The sequence below is a fragment of the Flavobacterium sp. PL11 genome, assembly GCF_035985025.1.
Lineage (GTDB): Bacteria > Bacteroidota > Bacteroidia > Flavobacteriales > Flavobacteriaceae > Flavobacterium.
The window spans coordinates 29,874-50,345 of record NZ_JAXCIA010000026.1 but is presented as its reverse complement, the minus strand read 5'-3'; the positions used below and the strand labels follow the sequence as shown (position 1 = coordinate 50,345).

Below are 20,472 nucleotides of genomic sequence, written 5' to 3'. Positions count from 1 at the left end.
GGGAAAAGAATTTATTTTCTTTTCTCTCTTTCTGTAAAAATTTAATCTACTTGCAACTCTTTTCTCAAAAGTTGCATTTATAAGTTGAATTCAAGGTTTTAAAATAACATTTTTTATAATGTTAAGAAAACATGAGATTGAACGATGATGGTTTTTTCTTCCAATTTAAGTCAATATAGTTGGCTACGCGACGACAGTTAATTACGACAATAAATTGTTTTTGTAACTTACGTAGCTATCCTATTAAATTTCTATCTTATTTAATATAATTGTTGTCATTTGAAGATTCAATATTTTGATATTCTGTTTGAATCTGTTTCTTGAAGCGAAATTATTACATGATAAGCTAAAAATTGAAAATAAGGGAGACCTCATCAATTCAGCACGCACCAATTTTTAATAAGGGTGTTATCGAACAATTGATTTTACTGTAGTATTCCATTAGAATAATTGATAAGAACTTTCATAATTATCATTATAAAATAGAATAATAATGTTACTAAATGTTTCTCAAGAGTGGTTTAATTCTTTACCACTAAACATTTTATTAATAACAAATGTATGTGGAAATGTGATTGCTGCTAGAAAAGAGAAAAATACAGCATTAAATAATTCTTCCTCGCGAAATAGAAAATAGATACCAGCAATACCTATAATGGAAATCAGCCAGTAGATCCCTGCGTTTCGACAATACATGATAAAATTATTGACCGAAAACGAACCATTCAAAAACTTTATTTGGTCAATAATAGAGGGTATGCTGTGCCATAGCACGAAATAAATGGCAAAACCCCAAATTAAACTTGACGAATTAAAAAGTATTGTAAACAGTAACATAAAAAATAATTCAAAAACTATTTTCTTTCTTAATTTTTCAGCTTTATAAAAAATAAATCCACTCATTACAATATATAATGGTGCTACAATTTTTAGTGCCAAAGAAAAAATATAATAAGGGACAGAGAAAGTTGTTATTTTGAAAATTATATCTTGTGTTTGAATTGTATGAAAATTAAATAATAACAGTAAGATAAGGAGACCATAAGAAAACTGAAAAGTTATTATTAACATTTTTGAAAATTCAATCCCTAATTGTTGCCATTCTTGCTCACCAAAATGGTATGAACTGATAATTATAAACAACAATAGTGCAAATTGCGGAAGAATTACAAATAATAAAATACCTATTAAAACCACAAAAACATAATATCCCAATATTTTCAGCCAAGATTTATTAATATTTTTCTTGTTTAGATTTTTGATTAATAGTAAATCATTAGCGCCATGCAGTATTCCGAATGAAAATATCAATAGAAATCCCAAAATTATTTGAATATGATTGGAAAAATAAGAATCCATCCAAAGACCGAAAAAGCTGGCAACAAGTGCTATATTAGTGTAATTTTTCATAATTTTAATTATTGTTTAAAAATAGATAAAAAAAACTAAACAAAAATATTTTTATTGTTGATCTTTTTATATCTTTGGTTAAACAAACAAAACCTTTAAATAATTTTCTATGACAAATTTTATGTTTATTTCAGGATTAGCAACAAAAATGTTACCAACAGATTACGTTGGCTTTACATTTTTCGTAGGTAGTATGGCTATGATGGCCGCTGCCGCATTTTTCTTTTTATCCTTAAGCCAGTTTGACAAAAAATGGCGAACATCAGTTTTAGTTTCAGGTTTAATTACCTTTATTGCTGCAGTACATTATTTCTACATGAGAGATTATTGGGAGACATTTGGTGAATCTCCAACATTCTTCCGTTACATTGACTGGGTTCTAACTGTGCCATTAATGGCTCTGGAATTTTACCTAATACTTAAAGTAGCAGGTGCTAAACAATCATTGTTATGGAAAATGATTCTTTATTCTGTAGTGATGTTAGTAGCTGGTTACATTGGAGAGGTTATAGCTCCTGACAGCGCCGCATTCTGGGGATTTGTTTCTGGAGCTGCATACTTCTTAATTGTGTACGAAATCTGGTTAGGAGAAGCTGCAAAATTAGCTGTTGCTGCTGGAGGAGAGATTCAGAAAGCACACAATATTTTATGTTGGTTCATCCTTGTTGGATGGGCAATCTATCCAATAGGATACATGATGGGAACAACAGGATGGTACAGCAGTTTTATGCCTGAAGGTAACATTGATGTAGTTTACAACATCGGAGATGCTATCAACAAAATTGGATTTGGTTTAGTAATTTACACTTTAGCTGTTAAATCTTCACAAGATTATATTCCAAAAGTATAATTTTGAAAAGCCGAACTAGAAATAGTTCGGCTTTTTTTTTGTTTTTATAATTAATAATATTTGAAACAATATAGAATAATAGCTGCTTTTAAATTAAAAAAATAAAATGAAGCGGACGTTTGTATTATTTATAATGTAAATTCAATAACAGCTCAACAAATCCATTGTAATTCATTTTATAGCGGAATTTATTCAATTTATATAATCACTACAAATTTCATATCAAAATACATTTTACAATAGCAGCAAGACAGCATTTTGAAATTTAACTTATTGAGTATCTAAACAGCTATTATCGTGACCAGATAAATTTTCAAAGTTGCCTTTATTAATGATTAAGATCATTGATAAAATAGATCTATTTAAAGATGAATTGTTTGAAAATGATATAATCAATTTAGTATAGTTTTGATTTTAAGTATTTTCAAGTACAAAAAGCTTTTAAATCTAAAACCACGTTAATTAAGTAGAAAATGAAAAGTCAATTAATAAAGATTGTAAATGATTTATTTACTAGTATCGACTTTTCGAAATTTTACTTTCCAATTTCTTGTATCTCATCAGATTCATATATTACAATTCCTTTTCTTGTAGTATTAGCAACATTCAAAAGTGCTTTAGCTAATACTTTGCTTTCAATAGCTTTAAATTTCTTTAATTTACCTACAAATACAAAAGAGAAAACTTTCATAAAATAGGCTCCCATCTTTTCTGCAAATCGAAATTGAGATCGATCTCCTAGTAAAAGCGATGGTCTTAGTACCGCTACACTTTCAAAGGTACATTCTTTAAGAAAATTTTCAATTTCAGCCTTAGTTTTCAAATAAAAATTTGATGAATTCGCTTTTGCTCCAAGTGCTGAAATTAATAGAAATTGCTCCACTTTATTTTCCAGCGCATATAACGCAAACTGCTTAGGATATTCAAAGTCAACTTTTCTGAAGGCTTTTTGGCTTCCTGCTACTTTAATTGTCGTACCAATACAGCAAAAGAAATCATCACCAATTACTAAGTGCTTATAAGATTCAGGCTTATCAAAATCTATAATATGTTGTACTAGCTTGGGATGATTTATATTCATATCCCTTTTTGTGAAAGCAATCACATTTTTGTAATCGTTACTTTCTAAAAGTAAGTCCAATAATTGTGAACCTACTAAACCTGTACTTCCAATTATAAGAGCTGTTTTCAAAATTATGATTTTTTATTTTTACCAAAATTAAATTTTACATTTTCAACAACTTGTGGCTTTGAATTTCCCTTAGGATATTGTTTTTTAGCAGTATTTTTTGTTGTAGGTCTCGATTTCGAAGGTGCCTCGTCACCGCGCGACCTTTCTTCATCCTTTGGCTTTGCCTTAAATTCTGGTCTGTCTTTAGCTCCATCTTTACTAGGAATTTGTGCTTTATGCTTAGCTAAAACATTATTTGGATTTTTTGGATTTTCTTTAGTTCCACGCAAATGAATTATAAGACCATTTAAGAAATTACGCAATACCTGGTCTCCACATTCTACATAATTTTCATGCTTTTCATCTCGGAAAAAAGCACCTAATTCTGATTTTGTAATTCTAAAATCTACTAGTTCTAATATTTCAACTATTTGGTCGTCACGTAACATTAAAGCTACACGAAGTTTTTTAAAGATATCGTTATTTGTCATTTTTTTTAATTTTTTACAAAGGTACACTTAAAATATACTTGTTTCATCTTTATAAATCACATTTGATGATGGTTTAAAATTAAAATTAAAGCGTCCAAATCCTGCTTTAAATGATTGGCAGTAATGACGATTCTATTTAATTCTTGGTCTAATAATGGATATTTAAAATTAGTGATAATTATATCGTTTGCTAACAATATTTCATTTATTCCCTTTGTTTTTGGATAAATTAATGGATAACCCATATCAAATTGAATTGCTTTATTTTTGCTTAGCTTACTGCCTAAGTATATTAAATTTTCCTTTAACCTTTTATGCTGTTCGCTGTATATGCTTCCTGCCTCTGCAATAGTTTGTGCAAATGCTGCATTTATACCTGCACTGGAAATAAAGGTGTCAAGATTCTTAATCTTATTTATAAATTCAATATCACTAGCAATCACTCCTCCTGTTAAACCAAAAGCTTTACCAAGAGAAGCAATCATAATTTTTCTTTTAATATAAAGCAAGGAAATGTTCGAATAAAGTCCACAACCGTTTATTCCTAATAAGCCTAATGAATGAGATTCATCGATAACTAATGTTATTTCTTTAGATTTTGAAATCATTTCCAAAATAGAAAAATCAATAGGTTTTGTTTGAAAAGTGGGTACAGAGTCTACTAAAATTGTAATTTTTTCAGTGATGTTATTTAATAAGCAGGGATTTAATTGATTGTCAATATAAAAAGGTTGACTATTGACTATTTTTAATGCAGCATGTATATTTGGAAAATGATAAAAACAATTATTATTATGGCTTAATTCTTCTAGCACTAATTTTGCAGCTAACATACCAGAAGAAACTGTAAGAGCTGCTTTTGCTTTAATAAATGAAGCTAAAAATAATTCTGCATTATCGTAGGCCGATAATTTAATATTAGAATTTCTAGAGCTGCCATAAGCAGTTCCCCATCTTATAATATTTTTTATAAGTAACTCTTGAAATTGTGGGTGAGTAGGCAGGCCTAAGTATGCCGTCCCTCCAAAATATCGATATAATTTACCACCAACTTGTATTTCGCGATCTGGAAATTGTTCAACTTGCACTTTATAATTATATTAGGGTTACGCCAGTTCCATCCCATTTAGAATAGATTATTTTTCCATAATCTATAGTGACACCTGTGGCTATATCAGAGGCTAACAGTAAAGCTCCATCCATATCAACATAATCTAATTGAGGTAATAATTGAGCAATAGCAGAAATTCCCACGGTTGATTCAGTCATACAGCCTACCATCGTTTTCAAGCCTAACATTTTTGCTTCTTTAATCATTCTTCTTGCAGGGGTCAAACCACCACATTTTACTAACTTAATATTGACACCATGAAAGTGATGTAAGCACTTGGCAACATCTTCTTCAATGATACAACTTTCATCAGCTATTATTGGTAAAGCGGAATGTTTATAAACTTCTTTATGTCCTTCCCAATCATCAGCTTTTAAAGGTTGCTCTAAAAACTCTACTCCAAGTTTTTTTAATTCAGCAGCATTTTTTATTGTTTCCTCTACTGTCCATCCGCAATTAGCATCTATTCTAAAAATAGCATCAGTATGTTTTCTAAGTTCAGTAACAATAGCAATATCTTCTTTAGTTCCTAATTTAATTTTATAAATAGGCCAGGGTAGTTCTTGCATTTTTTCTACCATTTTTTCAACAGATGCAATTCCTATAGTATAATCTGTTAGTGGATTGTTATCTATTTTATAATTCCATAAATCATATAGTTTTTTTCCTTTTTGGCGTGCAAATAAATCATTATACGCCATATCTAGAGCACATAAGGCAAACATATCATTTTTTAAATAAGGATATATATGATGATAAAAATCTTCGGGTGTTTTGTTATTAACAGATTCAATTATATCGCGAATATCTTCTAAATCCTGTTTCATTATTGCTACAGTTGTCTTGTAATATGGGTTTGAAGTTGCTTCACCAAAACCTGATATTTCACCATTTTTTAATTCGACTATTAATGAAGGCTGGAAGTCGATTGATTCACGTGAGATTGTAAATGTATGTTTTAACTGTAAATTATATTCTCTTATTATAAGTTCCATTTGCTTTAGATTTTAAAACTAAATTACTGATTTATTAAGATAAACGCTCCTCAATTCTATCTTTTTACTAAACAAATAAAAAAGGGTTTGAATAGTTGAGAATTATAAATTTTTTGTGATTAAATCGAAATCGAAAGTACTTTCATTTAAAAAGTAATTTTTCACTGTAGTGGAATTTACCACACGCTATATTTATATTTTAATAAAATTTTAAAATGGGATTATGATTGTAGAAATGTATTTTAACACACGTTAATTTAACTATTGAAAATAGTAATCAATAATTTAAATATCAGTTAAATTACAATAATTTATCATGTAATCGATATATAATTTTGCTACTAATCTTCATAATAAAAATATGCCTGCACAATACTAGATAATGCAGGCATATTACTTTATTATGCTATTTATTACGACTTTTTATCTCCTTTTTTTTTATCCTTTTTTTTATCTTCTTCATCATCATCATTATCGTCATCATCATCGTTATCATCTTCTCCTTCTTCTGCCGCATCAAAATTTATGGTATTATAAGCCGCTTCAGTTAATGTAACATCAGCTTCTTTTTCTTCAGCTAGTGTGGTGGCTAATATTTCTGCAGCTTGATCTTCGCCCAAAGTCTTCGCAAATGCGACTAAGGTTCCATAAGTGGCAATTTCATAATGCTCAATCTTTTGAGATGCTGCAATAATACCTGCATCACGAACGGCTCCAATTTCTGTTTCTTCCATTATGCTTTCGCCTTCTTTAATCAAGCCTTCCATAGCATCACATTTTTTTGCAACTGCTTTTTCACCTATAATTTTAAAAACTTCTTCAAGGCGCTCTACTTGAGTTTTAGTGACTTCTAAATGGTCTGCAATTGCGGTGATTAGGTTGTCATTGGTTGCGTTTTTATGCATTTTAGGTAATGCTTTAGTAAGCGCTTTTTCTGCCCAATAGATATCTTTTAAAGAATCTACAAAAAGTTCACGCAATCCATCAGCAGCTGACGATTTAGCTTTAATCTTTCCTTTGATGCTTTTTTTATCCGTTTCAGCACTCTTTGAAGTTTCTTTTTTAGACTCTGTTTTTTTACTGTCTTTGTCTGTATTTTTCATAATTTAAATATTTAAATCGGTTATACATACAAATTTATAGTAGCAACAGTTACAAAGTATTATATCATTTTTTATTTTTATTTCACTATTACAATACCTTTATAAACAACTTAAATTATCGAACATGTAAAAAAAAATAAAATAGAAATTGTTGCAATAATATTGAATTGGCTCCCCCGATTTAAAAATATTAACGGACTGCCAGTAATTTTAATTCAATTTTCCCAATGACAATACAAGTATTAAAAATCTTAAATTCCAAAAATTTATTATTACTGATTACTACTAACAAAATTTTGATGGAAATCATAAAGTGAAACTTGTACAAAGCATAATAGATAAATATCTAGCTTAACTGCCCTTGTAATTTTTTAATATCATCACGAAATTTTGCTGCCTGTAAGAAATCAAGATCTTTAGCAGCTTTTTCCATTGATTTACGTTTCTCCCGAATCAATTTTTCAATTTCAGGTCGTGGCAAATAAGCAGTTTCAATTTCAGCCGCAGTATCAATGGTCAATCCTAATTCATAATCTACTAAAGGATTTTTAGTAAATGCACTTTCAATTTTTTTATTAAGTGCCATTGGAATCAAATTATTTTCTGTATTGTAATTTATTTGTTTTGTTCTGCGATAGTTGGTTTCATCGATAGTTTTTTGCATGCTATTCGTAATTTTATCAGCATACATAATCGCTTTTCCATTTAAATTCCTAGCTGCTCTACCAATGGTTTGCGTAAGGGAGCGATGGCTTCTTAAAAATCCTTCCTTATCAGCATCCAAAATAGCAACAAGAGAAACCTCCGGTAAATCCAATCCTTCACGAAGTAAATTAACGCCTATCAATACATCAAAAATTCCTTTTCGCAAATCTTGCATAATTTCAATTCGTTCGAGTGTGTCTATTTCAGAGTGGATGTAACGACAACGAATATCTACTTTAGTTAAATATTTAGCGAGCTCTTCCGCCATTCTTTTTGTAAGCGTAGTAACCAAAACGCGCTCATCTATCTCTGCTCTAACTTGAATTTCTTCTATTAAATCATCAATTTGATTTAAACTAGGTCGGATTTCGATGATCGGATCAAGTAATCCTGTAGGTCTTATCACTTGCTCAACAACAACACCTTCGGTCTTTGCTAATTCATAATCTGCGGGAGTGGCTGATACATAAATGACTTGATTTTGCATGGCTTCAAATTCTTCAAATTTTAACGGACGATTGTCCATTGCTGCTGGAAGTCGGAAACCATATTCAACTAAATTTTCTTTTCTACTTCTATCTCCTCCATACATGGCGCTCACTTGTGAGAGTGTAACGTGACTTTCATCGACAATCATTAAATAATCTTTAGGAAAATAATCCAATAAGCAGAAAGGTCTTGTGCCTGGTAAACGTCCGTCAAGATATCGCGAATAGTTTTCAATTCCAGAGCAATACCCTAATTCCCGAATCATCTCTAAATCAAAATTAGTTCGCTCTTCAAGTCGTTTTGCTTCTAAATGTTTTCCTATCTCCTTAAAATAATCAACTTGTTTTACTAAATCTTGTTGAATTTCCCATATTGCAGCTTGTAATACATCTGGTGAAGTCACAAACATATTAGCTGGATAAATGGTCAATCTTTCAAATTTCTCTAAAACTTTAGAATCTTTAGTATCAAAGCTTTCAATTTCCTCAATTTCATCACCAAAAAAATGAATACGGTATGCTTCATCTGCATAACTTGGATACACATCTACTGTATCGCCCTTAATTCTGAAATTTCCTGGTGTAAAATCGGCTTCTGTTCTTGAATATAAACTTTGAACCAGTTGGTGTAATAATTTAGTTCTTGAAATAATTTGGCCTTTCTCAATAGGAATTAAATTTTTTTGAAATTCCACGGGATTTCCAATACCATACAAACAGGAAACGGATGCAACTACCAAAATATCTCTTCGTCCCGAAAGTAATGATGCCGTTGTTGACATTCGCATTTTTTCAAGCTCTTCATTGATAGATAAATCCTTTTCAATAAAAACACCAGTTACAGGCATAAAAGCTTCGGGCTGGTAATAATCATAATAAGATACAAAATATTCTACAGCGTTATTTGGGAAAAACTGCTTAAATTCAGAATATAACTGTGCTGCTAATGTTTTATTATGTGCTAAAACTAAAGTTGGTCTTTGCACTTCCTGAATCACATTAGCCACGGTAAAGGTTTTTCCAGAACCAGTAACTCCTAAAAGAGTTTGGAAAGGATCACCATCAAAAATTCCCTGAGCTAATTTTTCAATCGCTTGAGGTTGGTCGCCTTTCGGCAAATAATCGGATACTACTTGAAAATTCATTTAATTTGGGAGAAAATTTAGAGTCGTAAAGGTACAAATAATGCAAATTAATTTTACCTAAGTTTAAGCCAAAAAAAAACCATCCGTCTTAACGAATGGTTTTATATTTAATAAGAAAAATATTAAAAACTAAAACTTAATCTAGCGAATAAAAATCTTCCATTCATACCAAACTGAGAGGTGTTTCTTGAATATACAAATTGATTATCATTTGATAAATCAATAGTAGATGGAGCAGCTGTATAATCGACAGCTCCACCAACTAATCTTGGTTTAATAGCCTTTTGCGAAATAAGATTTGAATCTGGGTAAATATCAAATATATTATTTGCACCAATTACTACTTTGGCTGCTGGAGTAATTTTGAAACCTACAGACAAATCTGTAATTATTTTTGCTCCCCAAATTGGGTGTTCTACCTCAATTACTTGACCATTTACAATTGCGCCTTCGACTCTTCCATCTCCATTTGCATCCGCAGTATTTGGATCAGTAACTTTGCCAAAATAAACGTTTCTTAAAAAGAAATCGAACTTTTTATAAGAAAGTGAATTAGATAAATTTGCTTTCACTCTAGGAATTGCTTCTTGTAAATATACTCTACTGGCTTCAGAATAATATCGATTAACTTGACCATTAGCGATTAAAGTTGGAGATCCTTTTATTTCACCAATTCTATAGGTTTGTGAAAACGTACCTGATAAATCAGATTTCAATGAAACGTTATTTCCAAAATTTGTTTTATGACTAATTACAATATCAATTCCTTTAGATTCTGTATTAATTGCGTTAGCAAAAAATGTAGCTGCCGTAGCTCCCGCTGCATCAAATTGAAGTTGAAGATCTCTTTGAGGTGTTCCAGCTGCGAAACTACCAGAGGGACGAGCAAATTGGTCCGTTAGAACTACTCTGTCGTTAATTTGCACAACATAAGCATCAGCAGTTAAGGTAAGATTAGCTGTTGGAATTTTGGCAGTAAAACCTATACTTGCACTTTTAGATTTTTCTTGCTTTAATTGAGGAATTCCTAAAGCTTTGGCTGGTTGCGAATCATTACTAAACGTTCCTACTTCAAATGGTACTCCACCTACGAATTGTGTAGCTGTCGAATTAAAGTAAATTAGGTGTAATGATGGTGCTCTAAATCCTGTAGAAACGGCTCCTCTTATATTGACATTTTCTGTTAATTTATAACGGGTTGCTACTTTAAAATTAGTAGTGTTCCCAAAATCAGAATAATTTTCAAAACGTAGTGCTCCATTAACTAACCATTTTTCTGTTACATCATATTCTAAATCAGTGTATAAAGCAAAACTATTACGCCCTTTATCAATCGCGTTTGATGGTCTAAATCCAGGAAAAACTTGTGCTCCACCTGGCCTTTGTCCGTTATATGTGGTTGAAGCAGTTCCGTATATCGCACCAGCGTATCCACCTAGAACACCATCGTAAAAGTCCGTAACTTTAACATTATTTGGAGTTGTACCTGTTACTGGAGATCCGTTAATATCGTATTGAAAATAGGAATCTGGTTCACCCTGAGTAATAGTGAAGTTTTCATTACGGTATTCTGCACCAAAAGCAACATTTAATTTGTCAAATTTTCTATTCATGTCAAAATTTGTTGTGTTTTGGGCGAAAGCCAAACCACCAGCATCAAATATAGTTGGAGATTTCTCTCTTAGGGTAGTATTAATTGTATTTTCAATAGAGTAATCTAAAGCATTTTTACCATAAGTATTACTTAAATCAAAATTCCAATTTTCAAAGATCGTACCTCTAAGTCCTGCTGCAATAGAAACATCATTAATTGCTGTATGAATTTCGGGTAAAAAACCATTTGGATATATACCTGTATACGATCTAGATTGGTTTGGTTTTCTATAAAATCCAGCAGCATCACCATCTCTAAAACTTGTTCCACCAAAAGCATACGCTTCTATTTTATCTGTGATTGGATAAGCAGCATTCAAAAAGAATTGAGCACTTTTTACTGCGGATTGTCCAACTTTCATGCTAAAATCCCTTCGCTCTAATTTTCTGTACGCCAATTCTCCAGCAGAAGCGTCAAAGTTTAAGGCAGATTGCATATCAGCAATAGATCCTGCACCTTGAATTGCAGTTTGCTGTGCTGGCGTAAAATAGCTAACAGCTGGTGCATATTGTTTTAGTACTGTAAGTATTTGTGCAGTATTTGGTGTATTAGTAATATTACCAAATAAAGAATTAATATTAGTTCCAGCCGCTGCTGCTCTGTCTTCAATAGCATTGTAGCCGTTAAATAATGAAGTTTGCACATCTCTGGCTCTACTTGTATAATCTCTTAATTGAAAACTGGCAGTTGCATTAATAAAACTTTTTTCTTTACCTAAACTGGTACCGTAATTTAAGTCTAATTGATAATTGCTTCCATCAACACCACCTCTATGGTCGTTTGCTCCTTTAGAAAAGTGTCCTCCTCCAAAAAGATTAACATCTAATTTATTGGTGTTTTTCTTTACATTGATATTAATTACACCAGCAATAGCATCAGATCCATATTGAGCAGAAGCACCGTCTCTTAATACCTCGATTTTTTCTATTGCAAAAGCAGGAATAGCATTCAAATCTGTACCTACAGATCCACGACCAGGAGAACCGTTTATATTTACTAATGCAGAAGTATGTCTTCTTTTGCCATTTACCAATACTAAAACTTGATCTGGGCCTAAACCTCTCAATTGCGCTGGATCAATATGATCTGTTCCATCAGCAACAGTAGTAGTGTTTGAAGTGAATGATGGAGCAACCATATTCAAAATTTGATTCAAATTCACTTGCGGACCTTGGGAAGCGATTTCTTTCATAGAAATTACATCAATAGGCACTGCAGATTCAGTTACTGTTCGTGCAGGATTGCGAGATCCTATTACCACTACATCTTGAAGCGTTTCGCCACTTCCTACTAATGTTACATTGATCACTGATCCTTTTACAGTAACAGATTTTGTTTCTAATCCTACATAAGAGAATTGTAAAATGTCGCCTGAATTGGCGGTGATTGTGAACTTTCCATCAATATCTGATGTGGTGCCTTTTTTAGTTCCCTTTACCACAATCGTTACACCAGGTAAGGCAGCTTTGGTTTCATCGGTTATTAAGCCGGAAACTTAAATTTCCTGAGCAGACAGACCGATTGAAAATAATAAGATTAAAACAAGTAGAAATTTTTTCATTTTTTGTTATTTAAGTTAATCCTGCTAATCTACTACTTAAATAACGTTAATAAGCTATTTTATAATCCGAATTTATGTTAATTAATAATTTATTCTCTTATTTGGTAGTTGTTAAATAGCTGTTACTATTAAAATTCCTTATTTTTCAACAGCACTACATATTTGATTGCGCAATTTAATTTTCATAACTTTTTTAAATTAAATTAGTTACAATTCAAACTTCCAAGCTTTCTGTTGTGCTGCGGTCATAAAAGTCCATGCAACTATTCTACTTGTTTTTTGGCCTTGAGCCATCTCAATGGTTTTAACATCAACAGCGCTAACTTTATTTAGCGTTTTATAAATACTAGAAAGATTTTCTTTCTTAGAAACTAAAGTGGTAAACCATAAGCATTGCAGTGGATATTTAGCACTTTCGTAAGCCATCTGAGTGATAAACCCTAGTTCACCACCTTTACACCATAATTCTGCATTTTGCCCACCAAAATTTAAGAGTGGTTGTGTACTTTTATTATGGATATCTCTGGATTCCAAATTATTTATTTTACGAATGGAACTTTTCGTAGCCTCTTCTTGTGAGGCATGAAAAGGCGGATTACAAATGGTAAATGAAAATTTGTCTTCGGGCGTGATTATATTTTTAAAAATAAATCTCGAGTCGGTTTGCAATTGTAAACTTATAGCATCTATTAATTTAGGATTAGCCGCAATGATATTTTTACAATTCTGTAAAGCTTTTTCATCAATGTCAGTTCCTACAAAACTCCAACCATAAGTAGCATTTCCTATAATGGGATAAATACAATTTGCGCCAATACCAATATCTAGCACTTGCACCGTTTCTCCCTCGGGAATAATACCGTTATTATTTGTGGCTAATAAATCAGCGATATAATGAACATAATCAGCTCGTCCAGGAATAGGAGGACAAAGATAATCTTTAGGAATATCCCAATCTTGAATATCATAATGATGAATTAATAAAGCTTTGTTTAGCGCTTTTACAGCTTCAGGGTTGCTGAAATCTATCGTTTCGATTTGATGTTCATTTATTGCAACATATTTTTTTAATACAGAATAAACCGCAATTAATTCATCAAAATTATATCCAAATCGATCTTGATTTCTAGGATGTAGATTAGTTTTTTCGGTAGTGTTTTTCTCTTTCATTTTCTATTTTTCGATGTAAAGATAGTGATAAGTGTTTTTGTAAAAAAATTAGGTTGTTTTTGAGAATTTGAGAAATAAAAAAATTAAATGTTACGCATTATAAACTTCTTTGCCATTTGTAAAACGAGTACTTTTATACACTTCAATTACTGAATAAGCGTAAAAAGTACTAAATATGGTTTTAAACTCCAATCGGATTCGTTTTAAAAAACGATATGTCGCATTATTATTAATGATTACTTATGTTATATTATGTCAATCCTGTATGACTTTACGATTTTCAAAAAAGGAAACTATAAAATATTTTGAAAAAAGCGCAGTAGCTTTTAAAGATAAAACAAAACAATTTGATGGTTATAAAATTCATTATATAGAAACTGGTGACACGCTAAAGCCAACGCTTCTTTTTATTCACGGTTCACCAGGAAGTTGGAACGCTTTTAAGGAATATCTCGCGGACACTTTACTATTAAAAAAGTACAGATTGATTGCTATTGATCGCCCAGGTTTTGGTTATAGTGATTTTGGCGAAGCTCAGAATTTAAGCGTTCAGTCACAAAGAATTTCAGAGTTTATAAAAGTGATTCGGAACAAAAAGCCATTAATTTTAGTCGGACACTCTGTAGGTGGACCAGTAGTAGCAAAGTTAGCTTTAGACCATCCAGATTGGTATTCAAATATTGTTATACTCGCAGGCTCATTGGATCCAAAAGCGGAGAATCCTGAGAAGTGGAGAAAAATCATCATGGTTTCTCCAGTTAGGTATTTGATTCCGGGTGCATTAAGACCTTCAAACGATGAATTGTGGTGGTTGAAAAAAGATCTATTTAATTTAAAGCCTGAGTTGCACAAGATCATTACAAATGTTACCATTGTTCACGGAACTAAAGATGTTTTAGTGCCCTACAGTAATGTTGCTTTTATGACAAAGAACTTTGTAAATGCAAAGTCAATGGATACCATAACTATCCAAAAAGCTAATCATTTTATTCCTTGGAGCCACTATGAAATTATTAGAAATGCTTTACTGAAATTACAGTAAAATTTAGTCCAAACATTCCATTAACAACATGTCTCCTTCATTGTGTTCTATGGTTACAATTCCGTCTTGAGCTGCATGATTGCTACTTCCTGTTCGAAAACCAATAGTTAATGTATCATTTTCCAGCGGATAAAATAAGTTTTGCGAATGAATGCCAGTAACATGCCCAACCGGAATTAACGAAATGGGAGTGTTTGCTGTATACCATTTTTGGAATGTTTTAGGCAATAGGAAAACTTTTGAATGATCATCTAAAATAACAATTTTGAGCAAATCTCTGTAGCGCACAATGTTTGTAATGTTAGTAATGGTATGATCAGCTCTTCGCCCTGTTGCCCAAACGACATTTACCGCCGGAATTTTTCTCTCTATTAAATAATCAAATGCTTTTTCTAAATCGGTTTTGTTTTGATCAGGTGTGTGAATTATTTCTATTGGATATTGCAGCGTTTTATATTGTTCAAAATTAAAATCGCGATCAAAATCGCCTAAAAGAACATCCACTTTTATGTTTAATTTCATAACTCTTTCCATTGCAGAATCAAGTACAATAATTAAAGGAGACCATTCTAGTAACTGACCTAATAATTCAGGATTACACGATGCACCATTTGCAATAATTAATGCTGGTTCTTGATCATCCCTAACGATATGGTGTGAAGACATTGCGATTATTATTTAGGAGTTAAGATTTACGAATGAGACCAAGATATAAAATAATCTCACTTTTAAAATAGAGTAGTTGAAGTTTTGAGCTATACTATTTGATTTACTTTTTAGCCCAGATTGAAATGAAAAGCTTCACGCGACAAAAAATCATTTTTTCCTGTTCTCGCAAAGCGACTAAAAGAAGCTCTTGCAAGAACATTGGAAAAAAAATTTTTTTTTAAGTGAACTTGTAATGAAAAGCTGGAAATGCTTTTAAAAATTAATAAACAAAAATTATTCTATAGTATAACTTTTAGTATCTATTTCACTTAAAGAAAAATAGCCTAGTGGATAATTATCAAATTTAGTAGTGTTGATTATATTTCCCCTTACTGTTGCTGGTGGTGACTGAAATGGTCCGCCTCCAGCATTATTAGAAATACTGACTAACACACTCATATAATTATAATATTGCTTCGATATTCCAAAATGTGTAACGTCTACTTTATCTCCTTTTTTTAAATCATCGTTTTGAGAAACACTAAAAAATTTATTACCATTAAAAAACTCATCTTGATCTACATAATAGTTAGATTTCACTTGATTAGAGTAGCTATATTTGTACAAATAATAGTTAGCCTGATTAGTAGGATCTGAATAAAAAGTTTTAATTTCTATTTGATCGCCAGTAAATCCACCCTCATCATTTTGCTCAATATTAGTAATTGGAGCAACCGCTTGCAATATTTCATTCGCAGTATAGGTTTCTCCATTACTGATAACAGTTAATCTATATGTTTCATTTAGAACAGGAAGAAAATTAGAGCATATATATTCTCCTTTTGTAGTTGATTCTACAAATTTAAAAGTAAGATTTTCGCTATTTTTTACAGTAATAATTGCTCCAGAAACTTTAGGAATATCTTTACTGTAAAAACTTGTAGTGGTTGATAAAATAATTTTTTGTTGGTTTCCAGTGCTCCCTTTTTTCCAATTTATTGACGCTGTTATAACCAGTTTTGGTGCCGCGGTATCTAAATTTAAATCGATAACATCTTCACAACTTGTTGTGAAAAAGGCTATGAATAAAAGTAGTATAAATGATATTTGTTTCATAATAATTAAAATTTAAAATTATAACTAACTGCTGGAACCATTCCAAAGATGGATGTTTTCACAGCTTCATTATTGCCACTATCTGAATTTTGCCTAAAATTGATAGCTGCTGCATTTTTACGATTGTATAAATTGTAAATGCTAAAAACCCATTCGCCTTTCCAATTTCGGTTTATGTTTTTTCTAGGTGTTAGAGTTGCAGAGATATCTAAATGATGGTAAGCAGGAAGTCTATTTTCATTGCGTAATCCATAACTTGGAACTGTAATTCCTAGATATTGGTACTGACCATTTGGATACGTTACAGGCTGACCTGTTTGAAAAGCAAAGTTTGCACCAAAAGACCATTTATCATTCAAGTTATATGCGCTTGTTATTGCTATGTTATGTAATTTATCATATACTGAATTGTACCAATTACCGTTATTAATTCCAAGTTCGTTTACTGTTCTTCCCGGAGTTCTTTGCTGTGATTTTGCTAATGTATAAGCAATCCATCCATTCAATCTTCCCTCATTTTTTCTAAACATCAATTCTAAACCGTAAGATCTGAGTTCACCATTTAAGATCACTTGCTCTATAGCTTTGTTTGCAATTAAATCTGCTCCGTCTATATAATCTAATCTATTTTTTACGGTTTTATAGTAGGTTTCAACTTCTAAAGAGTATTCGCCTTCTTTTAAATTTCTAAAATAACCAAGAGCAACTTGATCTGCAATTTGAGGCTTTATAAATGCATCACTTGGTGTCCATATATCAAGTGGTGTAGGAGAGGAGGTGTTTGAAATTAATTGTAAATATTGAACCATTCTATTGTAACTCGTTTTTATCGATTGATCATCATCTAATTGATACGCTAAAGAAAAACGCGGTTCTAGATAATTATAAGATTTCATAGATTTGTTTTTACTAAAAGATTTAGTTCCAATGGGTATGGCTTTTTCGTAAATCTGCAAGTCTGTATTGAAAGTTACTGGATTATTATTTTGATAAATATTTACATCTGATTGCCCTAAACGGTAAAATAAACTGTACCGAAGTCCGTAAGAAACAGAAACTTTATTTGAAATATCATGATCTGCGTTTAAATATAGTGCAGGTTCAAAAGCATATTTTTTATCCAATTGATCAAAATTGATTCCTGAATTTTCATCAGATGGTTTTATCGTTCCAGGATTAAATTCATAATAAATACCATTTACGCCATAATTCAATTTGAATTTATCCGATATATAGTTCTTAAAATCATATTTGATATTATAATTTTTTATACCAGAATCCCATTTGAAGCCTACAAAATCTAAATCTAAGCCGTAGTAATAATCGCTATAAATAAGTGATAAGTTTGAAAATAACTTATCAGAGAATAGATGATTCCATCTTAAATTTAAAGTTGCATTTCCATAAGTGTTAGTAAAGCTTTTGTTTAACGAAAAAACATCTCTACCAAAATAGCCGGATAAGTATAAATTATTATTTGGATCTAGTTTATAACTTAGTTTGGTATTCAAATCATAAAAGTAAGCAGCATTATCTTTCTGTTTTTCTGATAATTTTAAAAATAAGTGTGCATACGAGCTACGACCGCCAATAAGAAAAGAGCCTTTGTCTTTCACTAATGGTCCTTCGGCTAAGATTCGACTTGATATTAATCCAATTCCACCATTGACTTTAAAACTTTTGCTACTTCCATCTTTTTGATAGATATCTAAGACAGAAGAAGCTCTTCCACCGTAACGCGCTGGAATTCCGCCTTTGTATAATTTTAAATCCTTAATTGCATCTGGATTAAAGACTGAGAAAAATCCAAAGACATGCGAAGAGTTAAAAATCATTGCTTCATCTAACAAAATTAAATTTTGATCAGCGCCACCACCACGAACATTAAAACCAGAAGCGCCTTCGCCAGCATTTGTAACTCCAGGTAGTAATAAAAGGGATTTGATAATATCTACTTCACCAAGAACGACAGGCATTTTTTTAATAGCAGAAATCGAGAGTTTGTTTACGCTCATTTCTGGTCGCTTAATATCTGTTTTCGTTTTGTTATCAGTAATAATCACTTCTTTTAAAGCTGTTTCATTACCAAATAATTTATAATTTTTTTTGGTGCTTTGATTTAGTTCTATTGACTCTTCAACAGTTTGAAATCCTATAGAACTTATTTGTAGGGTATACTTTCCTTGGGGAAGTGTAATGGAATAAAATCCATATTCATTAGTTGTAACTCCAGTTTTTAGCTGCGGAATGACAATGTTTACACCAATTAATGTTTCATTTGTATTCACATCCATAATTGTTCCACTAAGAGTAAATTTTTCTTGCGAAAAAGAAGTGGTAAAACAGAAGATAAAAATTAGAAAGGGTATAATTTTTTTTGTAATCATTTTTTATATTTTGAATTGCAAATTTCAACAAAAACGGTGTAAAATTTCAGTCAACAATTGTTAATGTATTGTTGGTAAAAAAAAAGACAACTGTTTCCAGTCGTCTTTTATTATAGTTCATAAAATAAATTAAGCTAATTTAGTATCTAAGTTTTCTTTTATTGCTGCTAAGAAAGCTTCAGTTGTTAAATAATCAGCTGGAGTTAATCCTTCTGGTTTAACAAGCATTGCTAAATCTTTAGTCATTTTTCCACTTTCTACAGTATCTATACACACTTGTTCTAGAGTACGACAGAAATCAATTAATGGTTGATTTTCGTCTAATTTTCCCCTGTGTTCTAATCCTCTTGTCCATGCAAAAATAGAAGCAATAGGATTAGTAGATGTTGCTTTTCCTTGTTGATGTTGTCTAAAGTGTCTCGTTACGGTACCGTGTGCCGCTTCAGCCTCAACAGTTTTTCCATCAGGAGTTACTAACACAGAAGTCATTAATCCTAGTGAACCAAAACCTTGCGCAACAGTATCTGATTGCACATCGCCATCATAGTTTTTGCAAGCCCAAACAAATCCGCCATTCCATTTCATAACTGATGCAACCATGTCATCAATCAATCGGTGTTCGTAAGTAATTCCAGCTTCTTCAAATTGAGTTTTGTAATTAGCTTGAAACACTTCTTCAAAAACATCTTTGAAACGACCATCATAAGCCTTTAAAATTGTGTTTTTTGTCGAAAGGTACAAAGGCCATTTTTTTGTCAAAGCCATTTGAAATGAAGAGTGAGCAAATCCGTATATACTTTCGTCTGTGTTATACATAGACATTGCAACACCGTCACCTTTATAATCGTAAACTTCCCAAGTTTGAGTTTCTCCTTCTTCAGGAACAAAAGTCATAGTCAACTTTCCTTTTCCTTTAATTACCGTATCAGTAGCTTTATATTGATCCCCAAAAGCGTGACGACCAATAACGATAGGTTTTGTCCAACCTTGCACATAGCGAGGAACATTTTTCATTATGATAGGCTCACGGAAAACGGTTCCACCTACAATATTACGTATAGTGCCGTTTGGAGATTTCCACATTTTTTTTAAGCCAAATTCTTTTACACGATCTTCATCAGGAGTAATAGTAGCGCATTTAATACCAACATTGTATTTTTTGATGGCTTCAGCAGAATCAATTGTGATTTGGTCATTCGTAGCATCTCTACTTTCCATTCCTAAATCATAATATTTAATATCTAAGTCTAAATAAGGAAGAATTAATTTATCTTTAATAAAAGACCATATAATTCGTGTCATTTCATCTCCATCCAATTCAACTACTGGATTAGCTACTTTAATTTTTGTCATAATGTATTGGTAAATATAATTCTTGTTTTTCAAAATAGGCACAAAGGTAATAAAACGATTTCGTATAAGGTA

At 31.5% G+C, this 20,472-nt stretch carries 15 protein-coding genes; 2 read left to right on the top strand and 13 right to left on the bottom strand.

Going from position 1 to position 20,472, the window contains the following annotated elements; translation table 11 throughout:
* Positions 1-510: 510 nt before the first annotated feature.
* On the bottom strand, positions 511-1,410 hold the full coding sequence (locus tag RCH18_RS12905; protein ID WP_326937172.1) for a Brp/Blh family beta-carotene 15,15'-dioxygenase: 900 nt from the start codon (positions 1,408-1,410) through the stop codon (positions 511-513).
* A gap of 109 nt (positions 1,411-1,519) precedes the next feature.
* Between RCH18_RS12905 and RCH18_RS12900 the strand changes: the two genes are divergently transcribed.
* On the top strand, positions 1,520-2,260 hold the full coding sequence (locus RCH18_RS12900; protein WP_326937171.1) for a bacteriorhodopsin-like: 741 nt from the start codon (positions 1,520-1,522) through the stop codon (positions 2,258-2,260).
* 535 nt (positions 2,261-2,795) lie between these two features.
* Here the strand turns inward: RCH18_RS12900 and RCH18_RS12895 are convergent.
* The 8 genes from RCH18_RS12895 to rlmF form a co-directional block, all read right to left on the bottom strand.
* Positions 2,796-3,452, bottom strand: a complete 657-nt coding sequence (locus tag RCH18_RS12895; protein WP_326937170.1) for an oxidoreductase — start codon at positions 3,450-3,452, stop codon at positions 2,796-2,798.
* A 2-nt stretch (positions 3,453-3,454) separates the two neighbouring features.
* Complete coding sequence (locus RCH18_RS12890; RefSeq protein WP_326937169.1) at positions 3,455-3,922, bottom strand: DUF1456 family protein; 468 nt, start codon at positions 3,920-3,922, stop codon at positions 3,455-3,457.
* A gap of 56 nt (positions 3,923-3,978) precedes the next feature.
* The gene (locus RCH18_RS12885; protein ID WP_326937168.1) at positions 3,979-5,010 is read right to left on the bottom strand and encodes an aminotransferase class I/II-fold pyridoxal phosphate-dependent enzyme; all 1,032 of its coding nucleotides are present in this window, start codon (positions 5,008-5,010) and stop codon (positions 3,979-3,981) included.
* A gap of 7 nt (positions 5,011-5,017) precedes the next feature.
* Positions 5,018-6,028, bottom strand: a complete 1,011-nt coding sequence (locus tag RCH18_RS12880) for a dipeptide epimerase (RefSeq protein ID WP_326937167.1) — start codon at positions 6,026-6,028, stop codon at positions 5,018-5,020.
* A 413-nt stretch (positions 6,029-6,441) separates the two neighbouring features.
* Positions 6,442-7,131, bottom strand: a complete 690-nt coding sequence (locus RCH18_RS12875; protein ID WP_326937166.1) for a YciE/YciF ferroxidase family protein — start codon at positions 7,129-7,131, stop codon at positions 6,442-6,444.
* 346 nt (positions 7,132-7,477) lie between these two features.
* Positions 7,478-9,469: an excinuclease ABC subunit UvrB gene (gene uvrB, locus RCH18_RS12870; RefSeq protein WP_326937165.1), complete on the bottom strand. Its 1,992-nt coding sequence runs from the start codon at positions 9,467-9,469 to the stop codon at positions 7,478-7,480.
* Positions 9,470-9,591: 122 nt separating this feature from the next.
* Positions 9,592-12,606 (bottom strand): TonB-dependent receptor, encoded by a 3,015-nt coding sequence (locus RCH18_RS12865; RefSeq protein WP_442788161.1) that lies wholly within the window; start codon positions 12,604-12,606, stop codon positions 9,592-9,594.
* A gap of 285 nt (positions 12,607-12,891) precedes the next feature.
* Positions 12,892-13,854, bottom strand: coding sequence for a 23S rRNA (adenine(1618)-N(6))-methyltransferase RlmF (gene rlmF / locus RCH18_RS12860; protein ID WP_326937164.1), 963 nt, complete (start codon positions 13,852-13,854; stop codon positions 12,892-12,894).
* 175 nt (positions 13,855-14,029) lie between these two features.
* Between rlmF and RCH18_RS12855 the strand changes: the two genes are divergently transcribed.
* Positions 14,030-14,896, top strand: a complete 867-nt coding sequence (locus RCH18_RS12855; RefSeq protein ID WP_326937163.1) for an alpha/beta fold hydrolase — start codon at positions 14,030-14,032, stop codon at positions 14,894-14,896.
* A 3-nt stretch (positions 14,897-14,899) separates the two neighbouring features.
* Here the strand turns inward: RCH18_RS12855 and RCH18_RS12850 are convergent, their stop codons facing one another.
* The 4 genes from RCH18_RS12850 to RCH18_RS12835 form a co-directional block, all read right to left on the bottom strand.
* Complete coding sequence (locus RCH18_RS12850) at positions 14,900-15,562, bottom strand: thiamine diphosphokinase (protein ID WP_326937162.1); 663 nt, start codon at positions 15,560-15,562, stop codon at positions 14,900-14,902.
* Positions 15,563-15,838: 276 nt separating this feature from the next.
* Positions 15,839-16,660 carry a DUF4249 domain-containing protein gene (locus RCH18_RS12845; RefSeq protein ID WP_326937161.1) on the bottom strand — a complete coding sequence of 274 codons (822 nt, stop codon included), beginning with the start codon at positions 16,658-16,660 and terminating at the stop codon, positions 15,839-15,841.
* Between the two features lie 5 nt (positions 16,661-16,665).
* Positions 16,666-19,047, bottom strand: coding sequence for a TonB-dependent receptor (locus RCH18_RS12840; RefSeq protein WP_326937160.1), 2,382 nt, complete (start codon positions 19,045-19,047; stop codon positions 16,666-16,668).
* Positions 19,048-19,176: 129 nt separating this feature from the next.
* On the bottom strand, positions 19,177-20,400 hold the full coding sequence (locus tag RCH18_RS12835; RefSeq protein ID WP_326937159.1) for an isocitrate dehydrogenase (NADP(+)): 1,224 nt from the start codon (positions 20,398-20,400) through the stop codon (positions 19,177-19,179).
* Between the last annotated feature and the right edge of the window lie 72 nt (positions 20,401-20,472).